Annotated in this window: 25 protein-coding genes; 9 read left to right on the plus strand and 16 right to left on the minus strand. The window is 70.2% G+C overall.

The genetic code is table 11. The features are described 5' to 3' along the window. The first annotated feature begins 207 nt into the window (after window positions 1-207). A complete protein-coding gene (locus ACH4OW_RS38640; protein WP_360140882.1) occupies window positions 208-750 on the plus strand; it encodes a GNAT family N-acetyltransferase in 543 nt (180 codons plus the stop codon). 6 nt (window positions 751-756) lie between these two features. On the opposite strand, the gene ACH4OW_RS38645 is transcribed toward ACH4OW_RS38640, so the two are convergent. From ACH4OW_RS38645 to ACH4OW_RS38685, 9 genes are all read right to left on the minus strand, one after another. After that, window positions 757-2,427 carry a type IV secretory system conjugative DNA transfer family protein gene (locus ACH4OW_RS38645; RefSeq protein ID WP_398033523.1) on the minus strand — a complete coding sequence of 557 codons (1,671 nt, stop codon included), beginning with the start codon at window positions 2,425-2,427 and terminating at the stop codon, window positions 757-759. Next, a complete protein-coding gene (locus tag ACH4OW_RS38650) occupies window positions 2,424-3,851 on the minus strand; it encodes an ATP-binding protein (protein WP_360140888.1) in 1,428 nt (475 codons plus the stop codon). The genes ACH4OW_RS38645 and ACH4OW_RS38650 overlap by 4 nt, the downstream gene beginning before the upstream one ends. Before the next feature lie 28 nt (window positions 3,852-3,879). Further along, entirely contained in the window at window positions 3,880-5,442 is a 1,563-nt protein-coding gene (locus ACH4OW_RS38655; protein ID WP_398033526.1) for an SCO6880 family protein, read from the minus strand. Then, a complete protein-coding gene (locus ACH4OW_RS38660; protein ID WP_398033529.1) occupies window positions 5,439-6,806 on the minus strand; it encodes a hypothetical protein in 1,368 nt (455 codons plus the stop codon). The genes ACH4OW_RS38655 and ACH4OW_RS38660 overlap by 4 nt, the downstream gene beginning before the upstream one ends. Further along, window positions 6,796-7,638 (minus strand): hypothetical protein, encoded by an 843-nt coding sequence (locus ACH4OW_RS38665; RefSeq protein ID WP_398033532.1) that lies wholly within the window; start codon window positions 7,636-7,638, stop codon window positions 6,796-6,798. Before ACH4OW_RS38665 ends, ACH4OW_RS38660 begins: the two co-directional genes overlap by 11 nt. A 516-nt stretch (window positions 7,639-8,154) precedes the next feature. Next, window positions 8,155-8,463, minus strand: coding sequence for a hypothetical protein (locus ACH4OW_RS38670; protein ID WP_030021086.1), 309 nt, complete (start codon window positions 8,461-8,463; stop codon window positions 8,155-8,157). 216 nt (window positions 8,464-8,679) lie between these two features. Next, a complete protein-coding gene (locus ACH4OW_RS38675; protein WP_360140867.1) occupies window positions 8,680-8,913 on the minus strand; it encodes a DUF397 domain-containing protein in 234 nt (77 codons plus the stop codon). 24 nt (window positions 8,914-8,937) lie between these two features. Beyond that, a complete protein-coding gene (locus ACH4OW_RS38680; protein ID WP_398033535.1) occupies window positions 8,938-9,126 on the minus strand; it encodes a DUF397 domain-containing protein in 189 nt (62 codons plus the stop codon). A gap of 11 nt (window positions 9,127-9,137) precedes the next feature. Next, window positions 9,138-10,025, minus strand: coding sequence for a helix-turn-helix domain-containing protein (locus tag ACH4OW_RS38685; RefSeq protein WP_398033538.1), 888 nt, complete (start codon window positions 10,023-10,025; stop codon window positions 9,138-9,140). A 199-nt stretch (window positions 10,026-10,224) separates the two neighbouring features. Here ACH4OW_RS38685 and ACH4OW_RS38690 point away from each other — a divergent pair, with 199 nt between their 5' ends. The 3 genes from ACH4OW_RS38690 to ACH4OW_RS38700 all read left to right on the plus strand — a co-directional run bounded on the left by ACH4OW_RS38690 (window position 10,225) and on the right by ACH4OW_RS38700 (window position 12,656). Then, window positions 10,225-10,656, plus strand: coding sequence for an ATP-binding protein (locus tag ACH4OW_RS38690; RefSeq protein WP_360140855.1), 432 nt, complete (start codon window positions 10,225-10,227; stop codon window positions 10,654-10,656). A gap of 90 nt (window positions 10,657-10,746) precedes the next feature. Continuing rightward, complete coding sequence (locus ACH4OW_RS38695) at window positions 10,747-11,751, plus strand: bifunctional lytic transglycosylase/C40 family peptidase (RefSeq protein ID WP_360140885.1); 1,005 nt, start codon at window positions 10,747-10,749, stop codon at window positions 11,749-11,751. 209 nt (window positions 11,752-11,960) lie between these two features. Continuing rightward, a complete protein-coding gene (locus ACH4OW_RS38700) occupies window positions 11,961-12,656 on the plus strand; it encodes a phosphatase PAP2 family protein (protein WP_398033542.1) in 696 nt (231 codons plus the stop codon). Window positions 12,657-12,753: 97 nt separating this feature from the next. Here the strand turns inward: ACH4OW_RS38700 and ACH4OW_RS38705 are convergent, their stop codons facing one another. Both ACH4OW_RS38705 and ACH4OW_RS38710 read right to left on the minus strand, forming a co-directional pair. Continuing rightward, the gene (locus ACH4OW_RS38705) at window positions 12,754-14,343 is read right to left on the minus strand and encodes an FAD-binding oxidoreductase (protein ID WP_398033545.1); all 1,590 of its coding nucleotides are present in this window, start codon (window positions 14,341-14,343) and stop codon (window positions 12,754-12,756) included. A 150-nt stretch (window positions 14,344-14,493) separates the two neighbouring features. After that, window positions 14,494-14,676: a hypothetical protein gene (locus ACH4OW_RS38710; protein ID WP_360140846.1), complete on the minus strand. Its 183-nt coding sequence runs from the start codon at window positions 14,674-14,676 to the stop codon at window positions 14,494-14,496. Window positions 14,677-14,822: 146 nt separating this feature from the next. On the opposite strand from ACH4OW_RS38710, the gene ACH4OW_RS38715 reads away from it, so the two are divergent. Continuing rightward, window positions 14,823-15,797 (plus strand): hypothetical protein, encoded by a 975-nt coding sequence (locus tag ACH4OW_RS38715; RefSeq protein WP_398033548.1) that lies wholly within the window; start codon window positions 14,823-14,825, stop codon window positions 15,795-15,797. A 169-nt stretch (window positions 15,798-15,966) separates the two neighbouring features. Then, a complete protein-coding gene (locus tag ACH4OW_RS38720) occupies window positions 15,967-16,164 on the plus strand; it encodes a hypothetical protein (RefSeq protein WP_398033572.1) in 198 nt (65 codons plus the stop codon). Window positions 16,165-16,236: 72 nt separating this feature from the next. Here the strand turns inward: ACH4OW_RS38720 and ACH4OW_RS38725 are convergent, their stop codons facing one another. Continuing rightward, on the minus strand, window positions 16,237-16,638 hold the full coding sequence (locus ACH4OW_RS38725; protein ID WP_360140837.1) for a metal-sensitive transcriptional regulator: 402 nt from the start codon (window positions 16,636-16,638) through the stop codon (window positions 16,237-16,239). Between the two features lie 194 nt (window positions 16,639-16,832). Between ACH4OW_RS38725 and ACH4OW_RS38730 the strand changes: the two genes are divergently transcribed. Continuing rightward, a complete protein-coding gene (locus tag ACH4OW_RS38730) occupies window positions 16,833-17,453 on the plus strand; it encodes a DUF47 domain-containing protein (RefSeq protein WP_003983068.1) in 621 nt (206 codons plus the stop codon). Window positions 17,454-17,459: 6 nt separating this feature from the next. Continuing rightward, on the plus strand, window positions 17,460-18,458 hold the full coding sequence (locus ACH4OW_RS38735; RefSeq protein ID WP_125054874.1) for an inorganic phosphate transporter: 999 nt from the start codon (window positions 17,460-17,462) through the stop codon (window positions 18,456-18,458). 118 nt (window positions 18,459-18,576) lie between these two features. On the opposite strand, the gene pstB is transcribed toward ACH4OW_RS38735, so the two are convergent. The 4 genes from pstB to pstS all read right to left on the minus strand — a co-directional run bounded on the left by pstB (window position 18,577) and on the right by pstS (window position 22,738). Beyond that, complete coding sequence (gene pstB / locus ACH4OW_RS38740; protein ID WP_360140830.1) at window positions 18,577-19,353, minus strand: phosphate ABC transporter ATP-binding protein PstB; 777 nt, start codon at window positions 19,351-19,353, stop codon at window positions 18,577-18,579. An 83-nt stretch (window positions 19,354-19,436) separates the two neighbouring features. After that, on the minus strand, window positions 19,437-20,516 hold the full coding sequence (pstA, locus tag ACH4OW_RS38745) for a phosphate ABC transporter permease PstA (protein ID WP_398033552.1): 1,080 nt from the start codon (window positions 20,514-20,516) through the stop codon (window positions 19,437-19,439). After that, window positions 20,513-21,511 carry a phosphate ABC transporter permease subunit PstC gene (gene pstC, locus ACH4OW_RS38750; protein WP_360140824.1) on the minus strand — a complete coding sequence of 333 codons (999 nt, stop codon included), beginning with the start codon at window positions 21,509-21,511 and terminating at the stop codon, window positions 20,513-20,515. The genes pstA and pstC overlap by 4 nt, the downstream gene beginning before the upstream one ends. A gap of 99 nt (window positions 21,512-21,610) precedes the next feature. Continuing rightward, on the minus strand, window positions 21,611-22,738 hold the full coding sequence (gene pstS / locus ACH4OW_RS38755; protein ID WP_360125545.1) for a phosphate ABC transporter substrate-binding protein PstS: 1,128 nt from the start codon (window positions 22,736-22,738) through the stop codon (window positions 21,611-21,613). 329 nt (window positions 22,739-23,067) lie between these two features. Between pstS and ACH4OW_RS38760 the strand changes: the two genes are divergently transcribed. Then, window positions 23,068-24,240: an NlpC/P60 family protein gene (locus tag ACH4OW_RS38760; protein WP_398033556.1), complete on the plus strand. Its 1,173-nt coding sequence runs from the start codon at window positions 23,068-23,070 to the stop codon at window positions 24,238-24,240. Window positions 24,241-24,479: the final 239 nt, after the last annotated feature.

Genomic DNA, 24,479 nt, shown 5'->3' on the forward strand with positions numbered 1-24,479 from the left:
GGGGGGACCCTGTGGGAGAGTAGGACGCCGCCGAACAAATTGTGAATGTGGGGAGCCCCGCACCGTATGGTGCGGGGCTTTTCGCATTTCCGGACGCTCTGAGGTCACCCGGAAGAGTGGTCGGGGCGTCGGAGCCGCCGGCAAGTGTCGCCTGTGGGGGGTGAATTGCTTGTGGCCAGCGGGAGGGGCTGCTGCGATGCTGGGCCGATGGGTTATCTGATCAGGCGGGTGAAGGCGGACGAGTGGAAGCGGCTCAGGGAGCTCCGGCTGGCGGCACTGGCCGATCCTGCCGCGCGGATCGCGTTCAACGAGTCCTTCGAGAAGGTCGCGGCGTTCCCGGACGAGGTGTGGCAGCGGCGGGCCGGCCGGAGTGACGAGGACCGGGATCCGCTGACGTTCATCGGTGAGGGGCCCGACGGCAGCTGGGGCGGCATGGTGGTCGTACTCGTCGAGAAGGAGGGGTCGACCGAGCTGGGCGGTGAGGCGCCGTGGGCGCATATCGTCGGCGTGTACGTACGTCCGGAGCACCGCGGTACGGGCCTGGCGCGTGAGCTGTTCGCGGCGGCCGTGCAGTGGGCGTGGAGCCGTTCCGAGCCGGCGGTGGAGCGCGTACGGCTGTGGGTGCACGAGGAGAACGCGCGGGCCGCGGCGCTCTACCGGTCGCTGGGTTTCGTCGAGACCGGCCGGACGATGGCCGACCCGAAGGACAGCTCGGCCATCGAACGGGAAATGGCGCTGGAGCGGGCGTAGCGGCGGTCAGGCCGGCAGCGTCTGGTGCGGCCAGCGGGCACGGGCCTGTTCCTCGGAGCGCAGCGTGGCCAGGGCCGACAGCCCCTGCCTGGCGCCTGTTTCGAGGAGGCCGGGCAGCGCGGGGAACGGCGCGAGCGCTGCGATGTCGTCCAGGACGAGCGTGAGTGGTGGGTCGAGCCGACCGTCAGATGACCGTTCGGCCATGCGGCGGCCGCGCTCGACCACGTTGGAGAGGAGTGCGGTGAGCAGTGGCATCGCACCCGGAGTGGTTCGCGGATCCTCGATGGATTCCCCTACCACGTACAGCGTTCCCCCTTCGTCGATGAAAGATTCGAGAAGGAGGGCATCGGATCGCGCCGGATTGCAGGCGTCCCGGATGTGGATCGAGGAGAGGGACGCGAGGGTGAGGGAGACCAGCTCCTGAGCCATTTCGCGGCGTTCCGCGTGTGCGGTCAGTACGGACTCCAGCTCGCCCGCCTGGCCCGCTGAGGCTTTCGGGCTCGTCCGCAGGATGCGTACGGGCTCCTGCGCGGCGCCGCTCGCGTGTGCCCAGCGGTGCAGCTGCCGGAAGGGCCGGCCGTCCACGGCGGCGGCGTGCAGCCAGCAGCGCAGCAGGGTCGTCGCGGCGTCCGCCACGGCCGCGTCGAGGCTGCTGGAGGGGCGTACGGGAGCGAGCAGCGCGGCCGCGCGGGCGGCGGCGGTACCGATGTCCTCGCAGCCTGACGTGGGTGACCAGCGCATCCGGGCCGGGGTGTCCAGAAGGTGCTGGGGGTCGTAGGTCAGCAGCGGGCCCAGTTTGGCGCGGGCGTCCTTGGTGTCGGACCAGAGGGCGGGGTCGGTGGTGGCGACGACGAGAGGGCCCTCGGCGGAGGTGATGGCGGCCGCGGCGAGGGTGCCGGCGTGGCGGCGGTCGGTGCCGTAGTGGACGCGTGGGCTGGGGGCGGGAGTTGCGGGTGGTGTCGGCGCGGGGACGGTGAGGGGCGCGGCAGGGGCCTCCGGGACAGCCGGGGCGGCCGTTTCGTGCGCACCGGGGGCGGCCCCAGCGGGCGCGGTATCCATGGCGGCCCCAGCGGGCGCGCTACCCGTGACGGCGGCTGCGGCCGCCGTGACTGTCGGGGCCGCCGGAGCCGGACTGGGCGGTGGTACGGAGGCGGTGGGGGCCGCGGGAGCCGCCTGAGGCGGCGAGGCCGCCGGCGGACCGTTTGCGGGCGCCGTGTCCGCCGCCGTGGGTGCCGCCGCGCTCGGTTTCCCGGCCTGGGTCCGCCGGTTGGCGCGTACGACCCGGTAGCGGGCGATCGTTCCCATGGCGAAGACCGTGAGGACCACCAGCACCAGCAGTTGGCTGATGACGATGCCCCAGAACAGCCCGTATCCGGAGAGTTGTGCTGCGGGGGTGTCCGGCCAGGCGGCGGGAAGGTCGTGCGGGGCGCCTATGAGGCTGCGCAGGGCCAGCGGCGTACGGGGGAAGGTCACGCCGTCCGGCCAGGCACCGTGGGCGAAGAGGCCGGCCAGGCCGGTCGCCGTCCACGTCAGCACGGTCAGGCTGAGGAGGAAGAGGAGTACGCCTATCAGGAGCGCGTCGGGGACGCCCCGGCCCCGGCCGCCGCCCCGGCCGTCCGCACCGCCGTGTCCTGGCCCGCGTCCCTGCCCCTGCCCCTGCCCGTATCCCCGCGTCACGCCACCGTCTCGCTCGACTCGTCCCTGAACTGCCGCCGCATCGCCATTTCCTCGGCCCGCCGTTCGGCCTCCGCGTCGGCCGCGCGGCCGATCGCGAGCGCTTCGTTCGTCATCATGGTGGCGGAGCTCTCGGTCATCGCCCGGTCGGTGTAGACCAGCGGCCGTTCCGCCTCGGTGATCAGGTGTTTGACGACCTGGACGTTGCCGTTGACGTCCCACACCGCGATGCCGGGCGTGAGCGTCGGGATGATCTCGACCGCCCAGCGCGGCAGGCCGAGTACCGCGCCGGTGGCCCTGGCCTCGTCGGTCTTCTGCGCGTAGATCGTGCGGGTGGAGGCCATCTTCAAGATCGCCGCGGCTTCTTTGGCGGCCGCGCCGTCCACCACGTCGCTGAGGTGGTGGACGACGGCGACGAAGGACAGGCCGAGGCGCCGCCCGAATTTCAGCAGCCGCTGGAAGAGCTGCGCGACGAACGGGGAGTTGATGATGTGCCAGGCTTCCTCGACGAGGAAGATCCGTTTCTTCCTGTCGGGGCGGATCCAGGTGTGTTCCAGCCACACGCCGACGATGGCCATCAGGATCGGCATCGCGATGGAGTTGCGGTCGATGTGCGAGAGGTCGAAGACGATGAGCGGCGCGTCGAGGTCGATGCCGGCCGTGGTCGGGCCGTCGAACATGCCGCGCAGGTCGCCGTCGACGAGCCGGTCGAGCACCAGCGCCACGTCCAGGCCCCAGGCCCGTACGTCGTCTATGTCGACGTTCATCGCCTCTGCCGACTCCTCCTCCGGGTGGCGCAGCTGCTCGACGATGTCGGTCAGTACGGGCTGCCGGTTGGTGATCGTCTCGTTGACGTACGCGTGTGCCACCTTGAGCGCGAAGCCGGCGCGCTCGTCCAGGCCGCGCCCCATGGCGACCTCGATGATCGTGCGGAGCAGGGCCAGCTGGCCGGTCGTGGTGATCGACGGGTCGAGGGGGTTGAGGCGGATGCCGCCGTTGAGGGCGGCGGTGGGGTCCAGGCGGATGGGGGTGATGCCCAGCTGCTCGGCGATCAGGTTCCACTCGCCGACGCCGTCCTCGCCCTGCGCGTCGAGGACGACGACCTGCCGGTCGCGGAAGCGCAGCTGCCGCAGCACGTACGTCTTCTCCAGCGCCGACTTGCCGTTGCCCGACTCGCCGAGGACGAGCCAGTGCGGGGCGGGCAGCTGCTGTCCGTACAGCTGGAAGGGGTCGTAGATGTAGCCCTTGCCGCTGTAGACCTCGCGGCCGATGATCACGCCGGAGTCGCCCAGGCCCGGTGCGGCGGTCGGCAGGTAGACGGCCTGGGCCTGGCCGGTGGAGGTCCGTACCGGAAGCCGCGTCGTCTCCACCTTCCCGAACAGGAAGCTGGTGAACGCCTCGGTGAGCGCTGCGAGCGGATCGAGCATGGCCATGACGTACGCGCCTCCCAGCGGCTTAGCGGCGGATCCCGGTCGCGAACGGCAGCGTGTTGACGAAGGCCCGGTGGTGTTCCCGGTCGCACCACTCCAGCTTGAGGTAGCTCTTGCCGGCCGAGGCGCGGATGGTGCGCTTGTCGCGGGCCAGCGCCTCGGGGGAGCGGGAGGAGACGGTGATGTAGCCGACGAGGTTGACGCCCGCGGCGCCCGAGGCCAGGTCCTCGCCGCGCTGGTCGACGCGGCCGTGGTGGGCCACGTCGCGCGGGTCGACCACCCGGTTCATCTTGGCGGCCCGGCTGGCCTCCGCGTCGTCGTTCGTCTTCTCCGTCAGCATCCGCTCGATCGCGATCTCCGTGGGCTCCAGGTCCATGCAGACCGCCACCGTACGGATGACGTCGGGAGTGTGCACAAGCAACGGTGCCAGGAAGTTGACGCCGACCGGGGTCAGCGGCCACTCCTTGATCCAGGCCGTGGAGTGGCACCACGGCGCGCGGGTGGCCGACTCGCGTGTCTTGGCCTGGAGGTACGTCGGCTCCATCGCGTCCAGCTCGGCCGGCCAGGCGTTGCGCTTGGTCATCGCCTGGATGTGGTCGATCGGGTGGTCCGGGTCGTACATGGAGTGCACCAGGGAGGACAGCCGGCTCTGCCCGAGGGGCTGGCGTACGCGGATGTCGGCCTCGGCCAGCCGCGCGCAGATGTCGGTCAGCTCGCGCGCCATGACGACGGCGAGCCCGGCGTCCCGGTCCAGCTTCTTGCGGATCAGGCCGCCGCGGTGCATCTGGGCGGCGCGCGCCATCGTGTGCGCTTCCGCGGCCAGTTCGCGGGTGTAGTGCATGCACGCGACGAGGTAGGCGCGGTGCTGCTCGGAGGAGGTGGAGACCATCGACTGGAGCTGGTCGTAGGAGTCCTGGAGCCAGTCGGGGGAGTCCGGGTTTCCGCGCTGGGCGACGTCCTTGGCGTGCGCGTCCGGGTCGGCGGGGAGCGTACGGGCCAGCATCTGGAGGCGGGTGACGAAGCCGTCCCCGTTGGCGACGTGCTTGAGCAGCGTGCCGAACCGCTCGACCAGCGCCTCCTGGTCCTCGCTGTCGCGCAGGCCGACGCCCGGGCCCTCGATCTCGATGGCGGCGGTGACCGTACGGCGGTCCGCGTGCAGCAGGACGGCGATCTCGTCCGGGCCGAACGGCGCGGACAGCCAGCCGATGCGCCCGATGCCGGGCGGCGGGCCGATCTCGACCTCCCGGCCGTCCAGGCGGACACCGGCCTCGGCGGCGCCGGAGCGGTACGCCGTGCCCCGGCGGAGCGTACGCCGGTAGCTGCGGTTGATCTCGAACCACTTGTAGAACGTACGGCCGCGGTACGGGAAATAGACAGCGGCGATCGCCAGCAGCGGGAAACCGGTCAGGGTGATGATCCGCAGCGACAGCACCGGCACCAGCAGGCCGCACACCATGCCGACGAACGCGCCCGCGATGATCAACGCGATCTCGCCGGTCTCACGGTTCTTGCCGACGATGGCGTTGGGGCGGGCACGGCCGATCAGATACGTACGGCGGGGCGTGATCGGGTGGGACTGGGCCGTCAACGCCCGTCACCTCCTGGAGTCTTGCCGGAGCGGGTGTTGCCCGGAGAGCCGGAGCCCTGGCCGGGGGACGGTTGCGAACGGGACGCGGGCGAGGCGGGCGCCGGGACGCGGCCGCCGGAACCCCCGCCGCGGCCGCCGTGGGCGGCCACGCCGCCGGACACCGCGTCCGCCGGCCGGGCCTGGCCACCGCCCTGCTCCTGGCCGCCCCCGCCCGACCTGCGGGAACTGTGCGTCTTGATGCCCTGGGACACCAGCGCCGCCGGGGAAGAGATCACGGCGGCAGCCTGCGAGCCCTCGGTGGCCTGCTTCTTGTTCGTACGGGCCGAGGCCAGCTCGTCGCCGAAGCCGGGGACGAAACGGTAGATCATCGCGCTCGCGAAGATGGCGAGCAGGATGATCGCGAGGCCCGAGACGACGGCCGAGAACGCGTTCGGCCCGCCACCGGACGTCAGCGCGCCGGCCACACCCAGCACGACCACGATGACCGGTTTCACCATGATCACGGCGATCATGATGCCCGCCCAGCGCCGGACGTGCCCCCACATGTTCTTGTCGACCAGCCCCGCGTAGACGACCGTACCGAGCAGCGCGCCCACATAGAGCAGCGCCGCCCTGATCACCAGCTCCAGCCACAGCACACCGGCGGCCAGCACCGAGACGAGCGACACCACGATAAGCATGATCGGCCCGCCGCCGATGTCCGTGTCCTTCTTCAACGCCGCCGAGAAAGCGCCGAAGAACGTGTCGGTCTGCGCGCCGGTGCCCTTGGCGATGATCTCGGTGATGCCGTCGGTCGCGGACACGACGGTGTACAGGATCAGCGGCGTGAAAGCGGAAGCCAGCACGGTCAGCCACAGAAACCCGACCGCCTCGCTGATCGCCTCGGTCAGCCGCACACCACGCACGGCCCGCTTGGCGACGGCGAGCAGCCACAGCACGAGCGTCAGCACGGTCGAGGCGGCGAAGACGACGGCGTACTGCTTCAAGAACGCGGCATTGGTGAAGTCCACCTGCGACGTCGCCTTAACGGCCTCGGACAGCTTGTCGACAACCCAGGCAGCGGCGTTGGCACACCCCTTGGCGAGGGAGGAGAGGGGGTCGAGGGGGTTGTTGTCGGTGAGACCACCGGGGGATTTGGGGGCGGAGGCGCCGGCTTTGTCGCCGTTTTGGCAGTACTCCTTGGCCATGCCGACGATCAGGTCGCAGTCGTCCTTGGCGGAGGCGCTGGGGGACGGGCTCGCGGTTGGCGTGGGTGTCGGTGACGGTGCGGCCAGTGCGCGAGTGGCCAGCACGAACACCGTCGTCTGGACGGTTGCCAGCGCGGCGGTGATCGAGAGGGCGCGGCTCCGCCGGTTACCGGGCATAGGTGAAGCCTCCGTACTGGTTGACCGCCTCGGCGATCTGGTCCGCTCCGGATGTCTTGTTGTCGCCGTTCACCGGGGCCGGGCCGTCCTTCTGGACGAAGCTCTGCACCTTCCAGTCACCGCCCGTCCAGCGCAGCTCCAGATGCATGGTGAACCAGTCGCTGGTGACCGGCGTGGTCGAACTGGCCCCCGCCGTACCGAACAGCCCGGTGCACCAGACCTCCAGCCGCGCCGTGTCCCCTTCGACCTTGACGGCCTTGGTGCCGACGGGAACGGTGCGCGAGATGTACGTCGTGCCCTTGGGGGCGTTGCCGTTGGCGTCGAGGCCCAGCTTGGCGAGGAAGCCGGCGGAGTACGCCTGGTCGAGCTTGCCCTGCATCTCGCCGACCTTGGCCGGCACGAACACCTTCTGGATGATCGCGCGCCGCGCATCGGGTTTGAGTATGTCGGCCGAAACCAGCGCCACCGCATAATTCGCCGCCGCCGACTGCGCCCCCTGTTCCGTTTTGGCGAAGCCTGTCGCGATGCCGCCGTTCTTGCCGGTGACCGGCTTGGTGCCGGTGGGGGCGGTCGCCTGGCTGTCCGCGTCCTTCGCGGCGCCGTCGGCGCCGCTCGGTTCGCCGCCGCCTCGGTTCGCGAAGGCGATGGCCGCGATCAGGAGGACGACCACGCCGACGACCGTGACCAGGTTCCGGCTGGAGAAGCCCGTTCGGGGGCGGCGGCCGGCTCCGTAGGGGTCGCCGCCGTCCGGGAGTCTGGTGCGGGTCTGGCCGCCCGTGTCCGGGCCGCCGGGTTCGCCACCGCCGTACCCACCGCCATCGCTGAGACTCATCGCGCCTGTGCCCCCTCAACCGACATAGCCGTCACTGCCGTCGTTTTGCCGCCCGTATATGACCGTAGCCGCGCGGGCAGCGGCTCGGGCGCAGTGGTACGAGTACATCTCACCGTGACGGGACCTCAGGTGCTGGGCGGAAGAGGCGAATGGGGGACTTGGCGGCATATGCGACCGCCCCGTACGCCGCGTCCGCCGCTCCGTCCCCGCCAAGCCCATGTGTCCCCATCCGGCGGGCGGCCCAATCAGACCGTCGCGGGCCGGAGTGGCGTAAAGCAGAGGCCGGGGCGGCGGGGTGAGCGGGCATCAGCTGGTGCTCTCGTGCGGCGGGGGTGGGGCTGCGGGGGAGGCAGGTTGCTTAGGGGGCGGCTGGGGCCGCGCCGCCGTGCCCGGCGGAGGTGACGGGAGCACGGCGGGGCCGGTGTGCGGCGGGCGGGGCTGGAGGGGTGGGCCCGGCGGGGGCGGCGCGGGCGCCGGCGCGGGGTGTGCGCCCGCGCGGACCGGGCGGTCGGCGGGCTACACCGCCATTCCGTACACGATCGTGAACAGTGTGCCCAGTGAGCCGATGATGAAGACGCCGGTCAGGCCGGCGACGATGAGGCCCTTGCCCTGTTCGGCGCTGAACGTGTCGCGCAGCGCGGTGGCGCCGATGCGCTGCTTGGCCGCGCCCCAGATCGCGATGCCGAGGCACAGCAGGATCGCTACTGCCATGACCACTTCGATCATCACGCGAGCTTCGTTGCCCAGGGTCCCGAACGGGCCCCAGTCCGGGGCGATTCCGCCAATGATGGTGGTGATGTCGCCCTTTTCGGCCGCCAAGTGCATGAATGAACTCACCGCCCCTTTTGGGTAGTTGTGCACCCGTGCCGCATGGCACGAGCCAGCACCTATCTTCGCTGACAAAACCGCCATGGGATGTCGACTTGGCGGCTTTCTTTGACGGATCTCGTGGGGATCGCGTGCGCACGGGGGTGTGCGGCACCCCGGGAGTCCGGCGTCGTCACCGTGTGTACCACGCGCGGTTACGCCGGGCAATGATCGTTAAAGTCCCACGAAGTGGTCGAACTCGCCGGCCTTCACACCGAGCACGAACGCGTCCCACTTCGTACGCGTAGTGGTGACGATGTTGTCGGGCTCGATGTTCGTGCGCAGGTAGACGTGGTCGTCGTCCCCGAAGGCGACCTCGATGTACTCGGGCGCGCTCTCGTCGTCCGTGGCCTTCTGCCAGTTGAGGTTCTCAGGGGGAGTGGGGGCGGGAGTGGGGGTGGTCGGCATGGGGTCCTCCGTCGGGCCGTGCGCTCACTCGTACGCGGAGGACTTTACGGCCCGGAGGAACGCGGCCCAGGTGTGGCGGGCGGCGCGGGCGACCTCGCCGGGCCGGTCGCTCTCGCGGTAGAGGACCGGGCCGCCCGGGTCGGTGGCTACCTCTACGCAGTCGTCCTGTGGATGCGCACTGTATGAGGACTTGCGCCAGACGAGCTGCGGCATGGTGTTCCTTACTACATCGTGTACATGAGGTGGTGGATCAAGGTCAGGGAATCCCGGCCCTCATGAGACTCGGGCCTTGTCTCGGGGTCAATACGCGACAGAGCCAGTTCGGACAGCTTGGTGAAGATCGTGGAGTACTTGTCGACGTACTGCCGGTCGTGGAGCAGGGCAGGGCCGAGCGGCTGTTCCAGACGTACGGTGTCGAGTTCCGGAGCTGGGCCACTGAACAGGGAGAACAGTCGGCTGTACGCGGCGAAGCCGCCTGCGGTGAAGGGGAATACCTGGATGGTCACGTGGGGCAGGCGTGCGACCTCGATCAGCCTGCGCAACTGCTTGCGCATGATGTCCGCGCTGCCGACCAGCGTGTGCAGCGCGCCCTCGTGAATCACCGCATGGTACGGCGTGCCGGACTCCGGCCCGATGATGTGCTGACGCGCGATGCGGAAGTCTACGTAGCGGTCGATGGCCTCGTTCCGGTCTGAGCCCTCGGCCATGACGCAGAGCGCGCGGGCGTAATCGGCGGTCTGCAGCATGCCCGGAACGACCGAGGGCTCGTGCATACGGATGGCGGTGGAGCGCGCTTCCAGTTCCGCCAGATCCAGGGCGCGCCTGCCCATGACGTCCCGGTACTCGTCCCACCACCCCTTCCCCCGGTTGTTCGCCATCGCCATCAGGGCCTCGAACAGTGGGCCCTCCGCGCAGCCGTAGGAGCGCAGGAGGTTGTAGAGGCCGTTGCGGGGGACGTCGACCCGGCCGCTTTCGATGTGGCTCACGCGCTGGCGGTCGGCGTCGATCAGGGCGGCGGCCTGGTCGCCGGAGAGGCCCGCGGCGAGCCGGAGCTTGCGTAGTTCGGCGCCGATGCGCCGCTGGCGCTCGGTGGGCTGGGTCCTGGGGGCCATGGGTTCCTCCTCGGTGTCCGCCGCAGTCTGACGCGGTCTCAGGGGGAGGAGCCGCGGATGAGGAGGGCGGCCACTCGTCCGAGGGAGTTTCCGGGGTCTCGGTTGCAACTGCCTCAACCTCGTCCCTAGCTTCGACGGCACAGGCCCACCCCGCGCCCCTCCGGCGCGCCCCGGCCCCGTGCCCCCAGGAGGCCACGCCATGTGTCCCAGCACCCAGGCCGCGCACCGGCCGCACACGTTCTGTGACTTCTCGCTCGTCTTTCCGCCTGATCCGGGGTGGGTGCGTACGGCCAGGGACGCGGTCGGTACGGCGGTGCGCTCGGCGGGGCGGGGCGGGCTGGCGGATACCGCGTTGCTGTTGACGTCGGAGGTGGTGACGAACGCAGTCAACGCCTGTCGCAGCAGTGGGTGTTCGGAGCCGGTGACGCTGTACGGGGAGTGGCCCGGGCCGGGCACGCTGCGGGTGCTGGTGCACGACGGGGCGCCGGGGCTGCCGGTGCGGGAGTGGGCGCAGCGGGACCGGGTGGGCGGGCGGGGGCTGTATCTGGTCGGGGTGTGTGCCGACGAGTGGGGCGTGTGCCGGCATGGGCCGGGGCACGGGAAGTCGGTGTGGTTCGAGTTGGGGGAGTGAGCCGGGGGCGTACCGCACGGGGGTGGCTGTGTGGTGAGGTACATGCCGGAAACGGCGGTGAAACGGGCCCGAATGGGGGAGGGTTGGTGGGTGCGTAAATACTGGGTGGCCGGTGGGCTCGGGGTCGGGCTGGTGCTCTGTTTTCTCGCGCTGCTCGTGGTGGGCACGTACACGGCCGCCGCGGGGCTGGCCGGCGGGGCGGGCCGGGCGGTCGGGCTGGCGAAGGGGGCCGTGCCGGCTTCGTATCAGCCGTTGGTGCAGAAGTGGGGCAACCTGTGTTCCGCCATCAACCCGGCGTTGCTGGCCGCGCAGCTGTATCAGGAGAGTGGCTGGAACCCGAGGGCGCAGAGTCCGGCGGCGGCGCAGGGGATAGCCCAGTTCATTCCGGGGACGTGGGCGTCGCACGGGATCGACGGGAACGGGGACGGCAAGCGGGATGTCTGGGACCCGGCGGACGCGATTCCGTCGGCGGCGTCGTACGACTGCGAGCTGGCGAAGTACGTGAAGGACGTGCCGGGGAACCCGACGCACAACATGCTGGCCGCGTACAACGCGGGCGCGTACCGGGTGATCAAGGCCGGCGGGGTGCCGGCGATCAGCGAGACCCGGAACTACGTGAAGATCATCACGACCTTGGCCAAGAGCTTCGAGGCGCCGGTGGGCCGGGTCGCGCCGTCCCGGCAGGCCGCCTCCGCCATCTATTACGCGCAGGAGCAGCTGGGCAAGCCGTATCTGTGGGGCGGGAACGGCACGCCGGACCAGGACGGGCGGTTCGACTGCTCGGGGCTGACGAAGGCCGCGTACCACTCGGTGGGGATCGAGCTGCCGCGCGTCGCCAACGACCAGTGGAACGCGGGGCCACATCCCAAGCGGAACGAGTTGCTCCCCGGGGACCTGGTGTTCTTCGCGCACGATCTGAACGATCCGCGTTCGATTCACCATGTGGGGATCTACGTGGGTGGCGGGTACATGATCAATGCGCCGTACACGGGCGCGGTGATCCGGTTCGACAAGATCGACTCGCCGGACTACATCGGTGCGACACGCGTCACCGAAGATGGCGCGAAAGCGCTGCCCAGCGCGAACCCTGCGTGAACATAGAGCCCTGAACTGCGGACACGAGTCACTCTTCGATAACGTCCTGGTGATCATCCGGTGGAGTACGGAACGGCTCCGGCGGGCATGGCGTTTCCTTGGCGTGGAGACATGGCGGGGCCGTGAGGATTCGGCCACGCCCGACGACCACGGGGGTTGGCAGCACTCACACGGCGCTCGCGCGCGCGAAAGGTAAGGGGCCGCGGCAGATGGCTGGACTCGCGATGGACGGGTCGAACCCCGATGTGAACGTGCTCGACGGCATCAACGGCCTCGCGAAGGGCGCACCGCACTGGCTCAACCGCGCCATGGAGTACGCCGGCGAGTACGGCATCATCGCCGCGCTCGCCGTGCTCTGCCTGATCGCCTGGTGGGGCGCGCGGAAGCGGCCGGACGCGCCGGCCGCGGTGGCGGGCCTGGTCTGGGCGCCGCTGGCCGCGGGCGTCGCGCTGCTGGCCAACTTCCCGATCCGGGCGATCGTGGAGCGGCCCAGGCCGTTCAAGGAACACGCGGGGCTGGAGGTCCTCGTCCCCGGAAAGACCGACTTCTCGTTCGTGAGCGATCACGCGACGCTGACCATGGCGGTCGGCGTGGGCCTGTTCATCGCCCACCGGAAGTACGGGCTGATCGGGATCGGGCTGGCCCTGCTGGAGGGGTTCTGCCGGGTCTACATGGGCGTGCACTACCCGACGGACGTCATCGGCGGGTTCGCGCTGGGCACGGCCGTGGCGCTGCTGCTGGCGCCGGTGGCCCAGGCGGGGCTGATCCCGGCCGCGACCGCGGTCGGGCGCACGTCCGGCTGGTGGCTCGTACAGGCCGGCGGGCCCGCGGTCCGCGCCGTGTCCGAACCGGTGACGGCGGTTCCGGTGTCCCGCGCGGAGCGGGACGAGGACCTGGCGGCGTAGCCGGGACACGACAGCGCACGTCGGGGGAGGACCGGGCCGGAGGCCGTGGTCCTCCCCCGACGCATGTCCGGGGCCTCCGCCACAGCTGTTGCGGCTTCTACAGGGCCTGCGGGAACGTCCTGAACAGCCCGTTCGGGTCGTACTGCTGCTTGAGCTCGGTGAGGCGGCCGACGGCCGGCCCGTAGTAGGACTTCTTCCAGTCGGTCAGGGCCGGGTCCGTGTAGTTCTGGTAGGCCGCGCCCGAGGCGTAGCGCCGCATCGCGCCGTGGATGCTGGTCAGCCAGGCGCTCTGCGCGGAGCTGGTGCCGCCCGCCTTCCAGGAGGCGAGGTACTGGGCGAGGAAGCGGGAGCGCCGGTGCACGAAGGCGGTGTCCGTGGGGCCGACCCGGTTGATCGCACCGCCCAGCGCCGTCAGTGACGCGTTGCCCGCGACGCCCTTGCGGCTGGCGGCCTCGATCTGGCCCAGCAGGGCGCGCATGCCGGCGGCGTCCAGCGAGCGGTCGTAGAAGTCGGAGCGGGCGGCGTAGGTCTCGCGGCCGAGGGCGCCGGAGGCGCTGCGCCCGGGGACGGCGCCCGGCAGGTGGCACTGCTCGGTGGTCTTCGAGGAGCAGCCCGCGTACGACTCCATCGCGTCGAGGTACGAGGTCGGCGTGAGGCGCACCGTCTTGGCGGGCCCCGGGCCGCCCGCCCGGTCGGCGAGCTTGTCGACGGCGTTCTGGAGGTCGCCGTAGGAGCCGAGGGAGAAGGCGGCGACGGAGACGGTCGGTGTGCCGCCGGGGTGGGCGTCCAGGTGCAGGGACGACCATATGTCGTCCGGCTGGGTGGGGCCCCACTCCTGCCAGGAGCGCAGGACGGCGGTGGCCTTGCTCCAGGGCCACGACATGTAGGCCATGACCGAGCGGGGTGCCGCGTGAGTGCGGAAGCGGAGTTCGGTGACGACGCCGAAGTTCGCGTTGCCGGCGCCGCGCAGTGCCCAGAAGAGGTCGCTGTTGCGCTTGGCGTCGCATTCGAGGGTCTTGCCGTCGGCGGTGACGAGGGTGGCGCCGACGAGGCTGTCGCAGGTCAGGCCGTACGCGCGGGAGGCGACGCCGTGTCCGCCGCCGAGGGTGAGGCCGGAGATGCCGACGGTGGGGCAGGAGCCGCCGGGGATGGTGGCGTTGTGCTTGCCCAGGCCCTCGTAGACCTCGATGAGCTTGGCGCCGGCGCCGATGCGGGTGATGCCGCCGGACGGTGCGGAGACCTGGTTCAGGGCGGACACGTCGACGATGAGCTTGCCGTTGCCGCTGGACCAACCGGCATATGAATGACCCCCGTTGCGTATCGCGACGGGGGCGTTGTAGCGGCGGGCGAAGGAGAGGCACTCGGCTATGTCGGCCGGGTGGCGCACGTACGCGACGGCCGCGGGCCTCAGGTTGTCGTAGCGGGTGTTGTACAGGCGCCGGGCGGTGTCGTACGAGGCTTCGCCGGCGCGGATGAGTTGGCCGTCGAGGCTTTTGCGCAGTGCGTCCCAAGATGCCTTGTCAGCCGGGGGTTTACCGGTTTGCGAGGCGGAGTTCAGGCCCACGCCGCCGGACGCCGCGCCGGAGCCGGAGGGGTTGGCGTGGCCGGCGTTGCTGCCGCAGGCGGTGGTCCAGGCGGCGGTGGCCGCGAGTCCGCCGCCGGCCGCCAGTATCGTGCGCCGCTTCATCGTGAACTGCCCCTTTTGGGGCCCCTTGGGGCCCTCGAACCGTGGATGCCTTCCCCCTGTCCAGATGGGACGAGGGCCGGGGAAGGTTCCAAAGGGGCATCGGCGGGCGGCACGGCGCGCCCGGGGGCGGGGTGTGTACGCGTGTTCCCGTCAGGCCGTCAGGTGGTGCTTCTCCGCGTCCGTACGGGCCTGGGAGCGGGCCCGCCGGGCCGGTCCGCGCCAGCCGCAGGAGCAGTGGGCGAGGCAGAAGGACCCGCGTTCGGTGGTGGTGGTCCGGTGTTCGGGCGGCCCCGAAGGCTGCCGTGTCGGCTCTTGGGAGGCTCGGTCGTGCACACGGCCACGCTACGCGCCCAGGGTGTACGGGCGTGACGAAGCGCCCTGAACGGTCGTTGAACGAAACGGGTCGTGTTGGTCCGGGACATCCGGAACATCCCGGTCCGCAACTTCACGAGCAGAGCGGCCGAGGGGGCTCGTACGCGATGGTGGTGCAGGACAGACGAGGCGGCGCTGTCGCGGCCGTCGCGTGCGGGGTGGGCCTGGCGGTCGGACTGCTCACGACGGGCTGCTCCTCGAACGGGGCGGCGGCCGACGACCACACCTCGGCCGGCCGCCTCGCAGACGGCCCGGTGGGCGGGTCGGCGGCCGGGCCGCCCTTCACCGACCCGGCCCGCCCGCCGGGCGCCCGGCAGCCCCCGGGGGCCCGGCCCTCCGCCGCCGGGTCCTCGGGCGGCCGTACGGACTACGCCGCCGCCCTGCGCGACAGCGCCGACGCGCTGGTCAGGGCCGGCTCCTCCCGGGTGCGCACGGACCTGGAGACCGCCAGCGGCGGCACCCGGGTCGCCATCAAGGGTGCGGGCGGGCACGACTACCGCAAGCAGACCGGGCAGCTGAGCGTGCAGCTTCCGGACACCGGCGACGGGCGGAGCGCGCGCCGCACGATCACCGAGATCCTCACGCCCGGCGCGCTCTACATGAAGAACCGCGGGGCGGGCGTCCCGGCCGGCAAGTGGGTGCGGGTGGACACCGCCTCGCTGGCGGACGGCAATCTGGTCACCGGCGGCGCGACCGACCCGATGGCCGCCGCCGAGCTGCTGCGCGGCGTGCGGGAGGTGTCGTACGAGGGCAGGCAGCGGCTGGACGGCGTCCCGGTCCGGCACTTCCGCGGTACGACGGACCTCGGCGCCGCGGCGCGGGCGGCGTCCGCCGCGTACCGGCCCGCGCTGACCGCGGCGGAGAAAGGCTTCACCACCGACCTGGTGCCGTTCGACGCGTACCTGGACGACGCGGGGCGGCTGCGCAAGGTGCGCCAGCGCTTCCGCTTCGCCAACGGCACGACGGGCGGTACGTCGGTGACCGCCACCACCACGCTGTACGGGTTCGGGGCGCCGGTCCCGGTCCGCCTGCCCGACGAGCGGGACATCTACACGGGCAAGGTCGCGGCCACGGACGGCTGAGGCCCGCGGCCCGCAGGTCGCGGCAGGGCGGGGGAACCGTGTCCGGGGCACGTGACCACGGCCCGTGCGAACTGGCGGAAATGGTCCATCCGTGCCATGCGCGGAGCGTGCGCCGGTACCTACTCTGGGCGTTAACCACCAGAGAGTGGGGAGGCGCTCGAAGGAGGAGGTGTTGTACGTGGCCGGACACCGCAACGCTACCGTTCAGGACCACGTAGCCCTCGTCGAGATCGACCTGACTGGTGAGTTGATGATCGCGGCGGCGGCCGCGAGCGAGGATCGGCTCAGCTCGGACCGTATCGACGAGGTGCTGGACGTGGACGCGGACCGGGTGCGACCGGACCCGGGGCCGGGAAACCGCAGGTGACAGGGGTGCGGCGCCGGGCGTGGCGGTGCGTGGCACCCGTGCGTCCGGCATCCGTGCGTCCGGCGGCAGCGCTCAGGTGCGCAGCATCCGCTCGATCGCCCTGGTGGCTTCCTTGACCTTCTCGTCGATGGCCTCGGGGCCCTTGACGGCGGCGTCGGCGACGCAGTGCCGCAGGTGCTCCTCCAGGAGCTGGAGGCCGAAGGACTGGAGACCCTTCGTGCTCGCCGAGACCTGGGTGAGTATGTCGATGCAATACACATCTTCTTCCAGCATGCGCTGGAGGCCGCGGATCTGGCCCTCGATCCGGCGCAGCCTCTTGATGTGTGCGTCCTTTTGCTTCGCGTAACCGTGGATGCCCAGATCGTGATCGGTGACGGCGTCCGGGTTGCCCTGGGGGCCGGTTTCCGGCGTCCCGGTGTGGCAGGCCGCGGCGGCTGCGGTGGTGCCGTTGGTGTCGGCGTCCGTGGTCGTCATGGCCATCTCCCGTGGTACGTAGGCGTTTCATATACCCCTAGTGGGTATATGGTACAGAAATTTGCCGGCTCGGGCGGTACCCCGTGCAGAGCATGCTGCCCGATGGGCGACACTGAATGAATGCCGGTTAGCTGTGGCTGGATGATGCGCCTAGCATCATCTCGACCGAATCCGATGCACCCCGAGGATTTCACGTGCGCTTTCGTCTGACCCCCAGGGAGACGAGCTTCTACGACATGTTCGCCGCGTCCGCGGACAACATCGTCACGGGCTCCAAGCTCCTGATGGAACTGCTCGGGGCGGACGCCTCCGCGCGGACAGAGATCGCCGAGAGGATGCGGGCGGCGGAGCACGCGGGGGACGACGCGACCCACGCGATCTTCCACCAGCTGAACTCCTCGTTCATCACGCCGTTCGACCGCGAGGACATCTACAACCTCGCCTCGAAGCTCGACGACATCATGGACTTCATGGAGGAGGCCGTCGACCTGGTCGTCCTCTACAGCATCGAGGAGCTGCCCAAGGGTGTCGAGCAGCAGATCGAGGTCCTGGCGCGGGCGGCGGAACTGACCGCCGAGGCCATGCCCAACCTGCGGACGATGTCCAACCTCACCGAGTACTGGATCGAGGTCAACCGTCTGGAGAACCAGGCCGACCAGATCCACCGCAAGCTGCTCGCGCACCTGTTCAACGGCAAGTACGACGCCATCGAGGTGCTCAAGCTCAAGCAGATCGTGGACATCCTGGAAGAGGCGGCCGACGCCTTCGAGCATGTCGCCAATACGGTCGAGACGATCGCCGTCAAGGAGTCCTGACCTCCGGTGGACACCTTCGCGCTCATCGTGACCATCGGGGTCGCGCTCGGATTTACGTACACGAACGGCTTTCACGACTCCGCGAACGCCATCGCGACCTCGGTCTCCACGCGGGCCCTGACCCCGCGGGCGGCGCTCGCGATGGCCGCGGTGATGAACCTCGCCGGCGCCTTCCTGGGCAGCGGGGTCGCCAAGACGGTCAGTGAGGGGCTGATCTCCACGCCCGAAGGGTCCAAGGGGATGGGCATCCTCTTCGCCGCCCTGGTCGGCGCGGTGGTCTGGAACCTGGTGACCTGGTACTTCGGGCTGCCGTCCTCGTCCTCGCACGCGCTCTTCGGCGGCATGGTGGGCGCGGCGCTGGCGGGCGGTACGACCGTCTACTGGTCGGGCGTCATCGAGAAGATCGTCGTTCCGATGTTCCTCTCGCCCGTGATCGGCCTGGTCCTCGGCTATCTCGTGATGGTCGTGATCATGTGGCTGTTCCGGAAGTCCAACCCGCACAAGGCGAAGCGGGGCTTCCGCATCGCGCAGACGGTCTCGGCGGCCGGCATGGCGCTCGGGCACGGCCTCCAGGACGCCCAGAAGACCATGGGCATCGTGGTGATGGCGCTGGTCATCGCGGACGTGCAGACCGCGGGCGACGCGATCCCGGTCTGGGTCAAGATCGCCTGTGCGCTGACCCTGTCGCTGGGCACGTACGCGGGCGGCTGGCGCATCATGCGTACGCTCGGTCGGCGGATCATCGAGCTGGACCCGCCGCAGGGCTTCGCGGCCGAGACGACCGCGGCGTCCGTCATGTACACCGCCTCGTTCATGTTCCACGCGCCGATCTCCACCACCCACGTGATCACCTCGGCGATCATGGGTGTGGGCTCGACCAAGGGCACCCGGGCGGTGCGCTGGGGCGTCGCCAAGAACATCGTCATGGGCTGGTTCATCACCATGCCCGCCGGCGCGGCGGTGGCCGCCCTGTGCTACTGGTGCGTCCACCTCGTGTTCGCGTGACGGTGTGCGGCTCACGGGCCGCGCGTACGTGTGGGCCCGCCCTCCGGCACCGGAGGGCGGGCCCTCGTCCTTGCGGTGGCACCGCCATGCAGCACCGCAGGACGCAGAGGGCAGGCGCTCAGCCGAAGCGGCCGGAGATGTAGTCCTCCGTGGCCTGGACCGACGGGTTGGAGAAGATCCGCTCGGTCTCGTCGATCTCGACCAGCTTGCCGGGCTGTCCGACCGCCGCCAGGTTGAAGAAGGCCGTACGGTCCGAGACACGCGCCGCCTGCTGCATGTTGTGCGTCACGATGACGATCGTGAAGCGCTCCTTCAGCTCCCCGATCAGGTCCTCGATGGCGAGGGTGGAGATCGGGTCGAGCGCCGAGCACGGCTCGTCCATCAGCAGGACCTGCGGCTCGACCGCGATGGCGCGGGCGATGCACAACCGTTGCTGCTGGCCGCCGGACAGGCCGGAGCCCGGCTTGTTGAGCCGGTCCTTGACCTCGTTCCAGAGGTTGGCGCCCTTGAGGGACTTCTCCACGATCGCGCTCAGCTCGGACTTCTTGTACGAGCCGTTCAGGCGCAGGCCCGCCGCGACGTTGTCGAAGATCGACATGGTGGGGAACGGGTTCGGGCGCTGGAAGACCATGCCGATGGTGCGGCGTACCGCCACCGGGTCCACGCCGCTGCCGTACAGGTTCTCGTCGTCCAGCATCACCTTGCCCGCGACGCGGCCGCCGGGGGTGACCTCGTGCATCCGGTTCAGGGTGCGCAGGAACGTCGACTTGCCGCAGCCGGAGGGGCCGATGAAGGCGGTCACCGAGCGGGGCTCGACGGTCATGGAGATGTCGTCGATGGCCTTGTGGCTGCCGTAGTAGGCGGAGAGGCCGCTGACGTCGATTCGCTTGGCCATGGAAATCACTGCTTCTTTCGTGGAGCCCACGCCGTTGAGGCTGTGGCTGGGGGTGCCCCCACGCCGTTAAGGCTGTGGGGGAGTCAGCGGCCGGTCTTGGGGGCCTTCCAGCGGGCGATGCCGCGGGCCACCAGGTTGAGGATCATGACGAAGGCGATCAGGACGAGCGCCGCGGCCCACGCACGGTCGTACGAGGCGTCGGAGCCCTGCTGCCACTGCTGGAACACGTACAGCGGCAGCGACTGCTGGGCGCCTTCGAAGGGGTTGTTGTTGATCGTCTTCGCGCCCCAGACCAGCAGGAGCACGGGCGCGGTCTCACCGGTGATACGGGCGATGGCCAGCATCACGCCGGTGGTGATGCCGCCGATCGAGGTCGGCAGGACCACCTTGAGGATGGTGCGCCACTTCGGTACGCCGAGCGCCAGCGACGCCTCGCGCAGCTCGTTCGGCACCAGCTTGAGCATCTCCTCGGTGGAGCGCACGACCACCGGCATCATCAGGATCGCCAGGGCCATCGCGCCGGCGAAGCCGGACGGGCCGAAGCCGAGGATCAGGATCCACACCGACAGGACGAACAGGCCGGCCACGATCGAGGGAATGCCGGTCATGACGTCGACGAAGAAGGTGACGGCCTTGGCGAGCCTGCCGCGCCCGTACTCGACGAGGTAGATCGCGGTGAGCAGGCCGATCGGCGCGGCGATCAGGGTCGCCAGGCCCACCTGCTGGAGGGTGCCGATGATCGCGTGGTAAATGCCGCCGCCGGGCAGCGCGTCGGGCAGGGTGCCCATGGAGTGGCTGAGGAAGTAGCCGTCCAGGACCTTGAGGCCGCGCGCGATGGTCTCCCAGATGAGGGAGGCGAGCGGGACCACGGCGAGCAGGAAGCAGATCCAGACGAGGCTGGTGGCGAGGCGGTCCTTGGCCTGCCGGGTGCCTTCGACGGCGGCGGCGAGCGCGTACGTGCCGAGGATGAACAGCAGCGCGGCGATCAGGCCCCACTGGATACGGCTCTCCAGGCCGGCCACGAGGCCGATGCCGCAGCCCACGGCGGCGGCGCCCACGGCGATGGCCGCCGGGGCCCAGCGGGGCAGCCGGGGCTGTTTGAGCGAGACCGGGAGCGGCGCGTCGTCGGCGACGGGGCGCCGCGCGGTGACCGTGTTACTCATGCGTTGGCCCCCGAGTACTCCTTGCGGCGGGCGATGATCAGGCGGGCCGCGCCGTTGACGAGCAGTGTGATGACGAAGAGGACGAGGCCGGAGGCGATCAGGGCGTCCTGCCCGAACTCGTCGGCCTCGCTGAACTTGCTGGCGATGTTCTGCGCGAAGGTGCCGCCGCCCGGGTTCAGCAGGCTGACGTTGATCAGGAAGCTGGGGGACAGCACGGTGGCCACGGCCATCGTCTCGCCGAGCGCGCGGCCCAGGCCCAGCATCGAGGCGCTGATGACGCCGGAGCGGCCGAACGGCAGCACCGACATACGGATGACCTCCCAGCGGGTCGCGCCGAGCGCGAGGGCGGCCTCCTCGTGCATCTTCGGCGCCTGGAGGAAGACCTCGCGGCTGACGCTGGTGACGATCGGCAGGATCATGATCGCCAGCAGGATGCCGACGGTGAACAGGGCGCGGGGCGCCTCGTCGGCGTAGGAGAAGATCCCGGTCCAGCCGAAGTAGTCGTCCAGCCAGCTGAAGAGGCCGGTCAGGTGCGGTACGAGGAACAGGGCGCCCCACAGGCCGTAGATGATGCTGGGCACGGCGGCGAGCAGGTCGATGACGTAGCCGAGCGGGGAGGCCAGCTTGCGGGGCGCGTAGTGCGAGATGAACAGCGCGATGCCGACCGCGACCGGGACCGCGATGGCCATCGCGATCACCGAGCTGACGACGGTGCCGAAGGCGAGGACCGCGATGCCGAACTTCGGCTCCGGCCCCGAGGTGTTCCACTCGAAGTAGGTCAAAAAGCTCGCGTGGTCCCCGGAGATGGCGATCACGGAACGGATGGTGAGGAAGGTCGCGATGGCGGCCATGATCACCAGGAGGGCGATGCCCGAGCCGCGGGACAGACCGAGGAAGATCCGGTCGCCGGGGCGGACCGCCTTGCCGGACACCAACGGGGCGGCGGGCGGCGCGGATGGCGGTGGAACGCTGGGTATCGAGGGTGCTGAGTTCATGGTTTCTCCGGTCTGCGGAGCCCGGCGGGGGCTCCTGGCGCGGCGGTGCACCGGACGGGCGGCGGCCTGCGCGGGGCGCGCGGGCCGCCGCCCGGTGGGTCAGGAGAGCGCGGCGACGGCCGTGCGGACCTTGTCGGCGATCTCGGTCGGCAGCGGCGCGTAGCCCAGGTCCTTCAGGACGTTCTGGCCGTCCTTGCTGGCGATGTAGGTCAGGAAGGACTTGGTGGCGGGCAGGGTCTCCTTCTTGTTGCCCTTGTCGCAGGCGATCTCGTACGTCACCAGGGTGATCGGGTAGGCGCCCTCGGCCTTGGTGGTGTAGTTCAGCTTCAGGGCCAGGTCGCTGCCCTTGCCGACCTGCTTGGCCTCGGCGATGGCCTTGGAGGCGTTGTCGACGGTGGCCTCGACCGGGTCCTTGGCGCCGGTGTTCAGCTTGACCGTGTTGAGCTTGCCGGCCGTCGCGTAGGACAGCTCGAAGTAGGAGATGGCGCCGCTGGTCTGCTTGACCTGCGAGGAGACGCCGGCCGAGCCGGAAGCTGCCTGGCCGCCCTTGCCCGCCCAGGTCTTGGCCGGCTCGTGCTTCCAGGCGTCGGGCGCCGCGCCCTTGAGGTACTTGGTGAAGTTGTCGGTGGTGCCGGAGTCGTCGGAGCGGTGGAACGCCTGGATCTTGAGGTCCGGCAGCTTGGCGTCGGGGTTGAGCTTCTTGATCGCCGCGTCGTTCCAGTTGGTGATCTCCGTGTCGAAGATCTTGGCGAGGGTCGCCGCGTCCAGGACGAGGCTGTCCACGCCGGGCACGTTGTAGCCGACCGCGATCGGGCCGCCGACCATGGGCAGGTTGATCGCCTGGCCGCCCTGGCAGAGCTTCTTGGACTTCTCCACCTCCTCGGGCTTGAGCGCCGAGTCGGAGCCCGCGAAGGCGGTCTGGCCCTGGAGGAAGGTGGTGATGCCGGCACCGGAACCGGTGGGCTGGTAGTTGATCTCGGTGTCCTTGCAGGCGCTGGAGTAGGCCTGCACCCAGGCGTCCATGGCGTTCTTCTGCGCGGACGAGCCGGAGGCGAGCAGCTTGCCCTTGCCCTCGCACTTGATGTTGCCGGTCTTCGCCGCGGAGGCCGACCCGCCCGCACCGCTGGTGTCGTCGGAGCCGCACGCCGTCAGGGCCAGGGCACCGGTGACGGCGAGAGCGCCAACGGCGAGGGCGCGAACCCGGTTCTTGCGCTGCTGCTGCTTCACTGTCGAGAGTTCCTTCCTGGGGCGCGCCGCTTCTTCGGCGTGCGGGGTGGAGACGAGGGTGGCCGCCGGGTGGGCGGCCTTGTGGTCACTGTGCGGCGGCCGAAGCGGTGGAACAAGGGTCGCCGGGGTGGTGGCCCGGAGGTCCAGCAATGCCGCGCCGCGCTTGCCCCGAAGGAGTGGCGCGCCGCTCGGTACGGCCGAAATTAGGCAGATCAGGTGAAGCCGCCGATGGAGGAGAGTGAACGCAAGGTGAACCTCGGCCGTCGGATGGGGGCGGCTCGCACATGTCTCGGAATCCGCCGCGCCGCCCTGTCGGATTACCCGCCGGTATGGCAGCATCCGCGCCTATAGAGGTGCACGAATCGGTGCGGAACGACCGGAGGTGGCTGGTGGGGCGGCAGGGGGCAGGACGGGGTGATCGTGACGGGTGCGGCAAACGCGGCGTACGGGGACTGCGGGGGCTGCGGGGCGGCGTGGTGGCCGCCACGGCGGTGGTGCTGGGCGTGACGGGAATCCTCGGCGGCACGGCCTCGGCCGCGTACGCCGACCCCGGGCCGACCGCGTCCGAAAAGCGCCTGGAGGAAGTGCGCGCGGAGATCGACGGCCTGTACCGGAAGGCCGAGCAGGCCACCGAGGCGTACAACGCGGCGAAGGAACAGGTCGCCCTCCAGCAGAAAGAGATCGTCAAGCTGGCGCAGGGCATCGACCGGACGCAGCGCCGGATGGACGAGCTCAAGCGCCAGGCGGGCGCGCTGGCCAGCGCCCAGTACCGGGGCGGCGGCATTCCCCCCGAGGCCCGGCTGATGCTGAACAACGACCCCGAGCGCTTCCTCGACAACGCCACGCTGGTGCGCAAGGGACAGCAGTCCGCCAAGAGCGTCATCAACGAACTCGCACGCACCAAATCCGTGTTGGAAGGCTATTCACAGGACGCGACCGACCGCTGGGAGCGGCTTGAGGAGAACCGCAAGAAGAAGGAGGCCGCACAGCTCGACATCCGTAAGAAGATCGAGGCCGCGCAGCTGCTGGAATCGAAGCTGGAGTCCGAGGAAAAGGAGCGGCTGAAGCAACTGGAGGACGCCCGGGCCCTCCAGGAACAGCAGAAGTGGCTCGATTCCGGAATTCTGAAAGACCTCGCCGCGCACGCCTCGGCGGACGGCAAGAAAGCGATCGCGTACGCGACTTCGCAGATCGGCAAGGATTACGTGTGGGGCGCCGAGGGCCCGGACACGTTCGACTGCTCGGGGCTGACGATGCGGGCCTGGCAGGCGGGCGGCCACCCGATCCCGCGGACGTCACAGGAACAGTGGCGCCAGTTGCCGCGCGTGGACGTCAAGGACATGCGGCCCGGCGACCTGATCATCTATTACGGCGACGCGAGCCATGTCGGCATGTACATCGGAAACGGCGCGATCGTGCACGCGCCGCGGCCCGGACGGCAGATCACGATCACCGGAGCCGGGTCGATGCCGATTCTCGGAGTGGTGCGGCCGGACAAGTGACCGGCCGGAAGGTGCGGTGAGCCGGGGCGGGCCAGGCGTGGGCCGCGTGCGCCCCGGCTCATACGCGCCGGGCGCCCGATCCCTCCCCGAACCGTCCCCGACTGGCTACGCAGCGTGCTGTGCGCGTGCTTTTCGTCACTGCGGGTAGACCGCCGACCGGTGCCCGCCGAGGTGATGTTCGTCATTCCGCATTCTTCCCTTCCCAGGTCAAATGCTTTGTGGCGGACGGCATATGACAC

The sequence above is a fragment of the Streptomyces sp. NPDC017056 genome, from assembly GCF_044332485.1.
Lineage (GTDB): Bacteria > Actinomycetota > Actinomycetes > Streptomycetales > Streptomycetaceae > Streptomyces.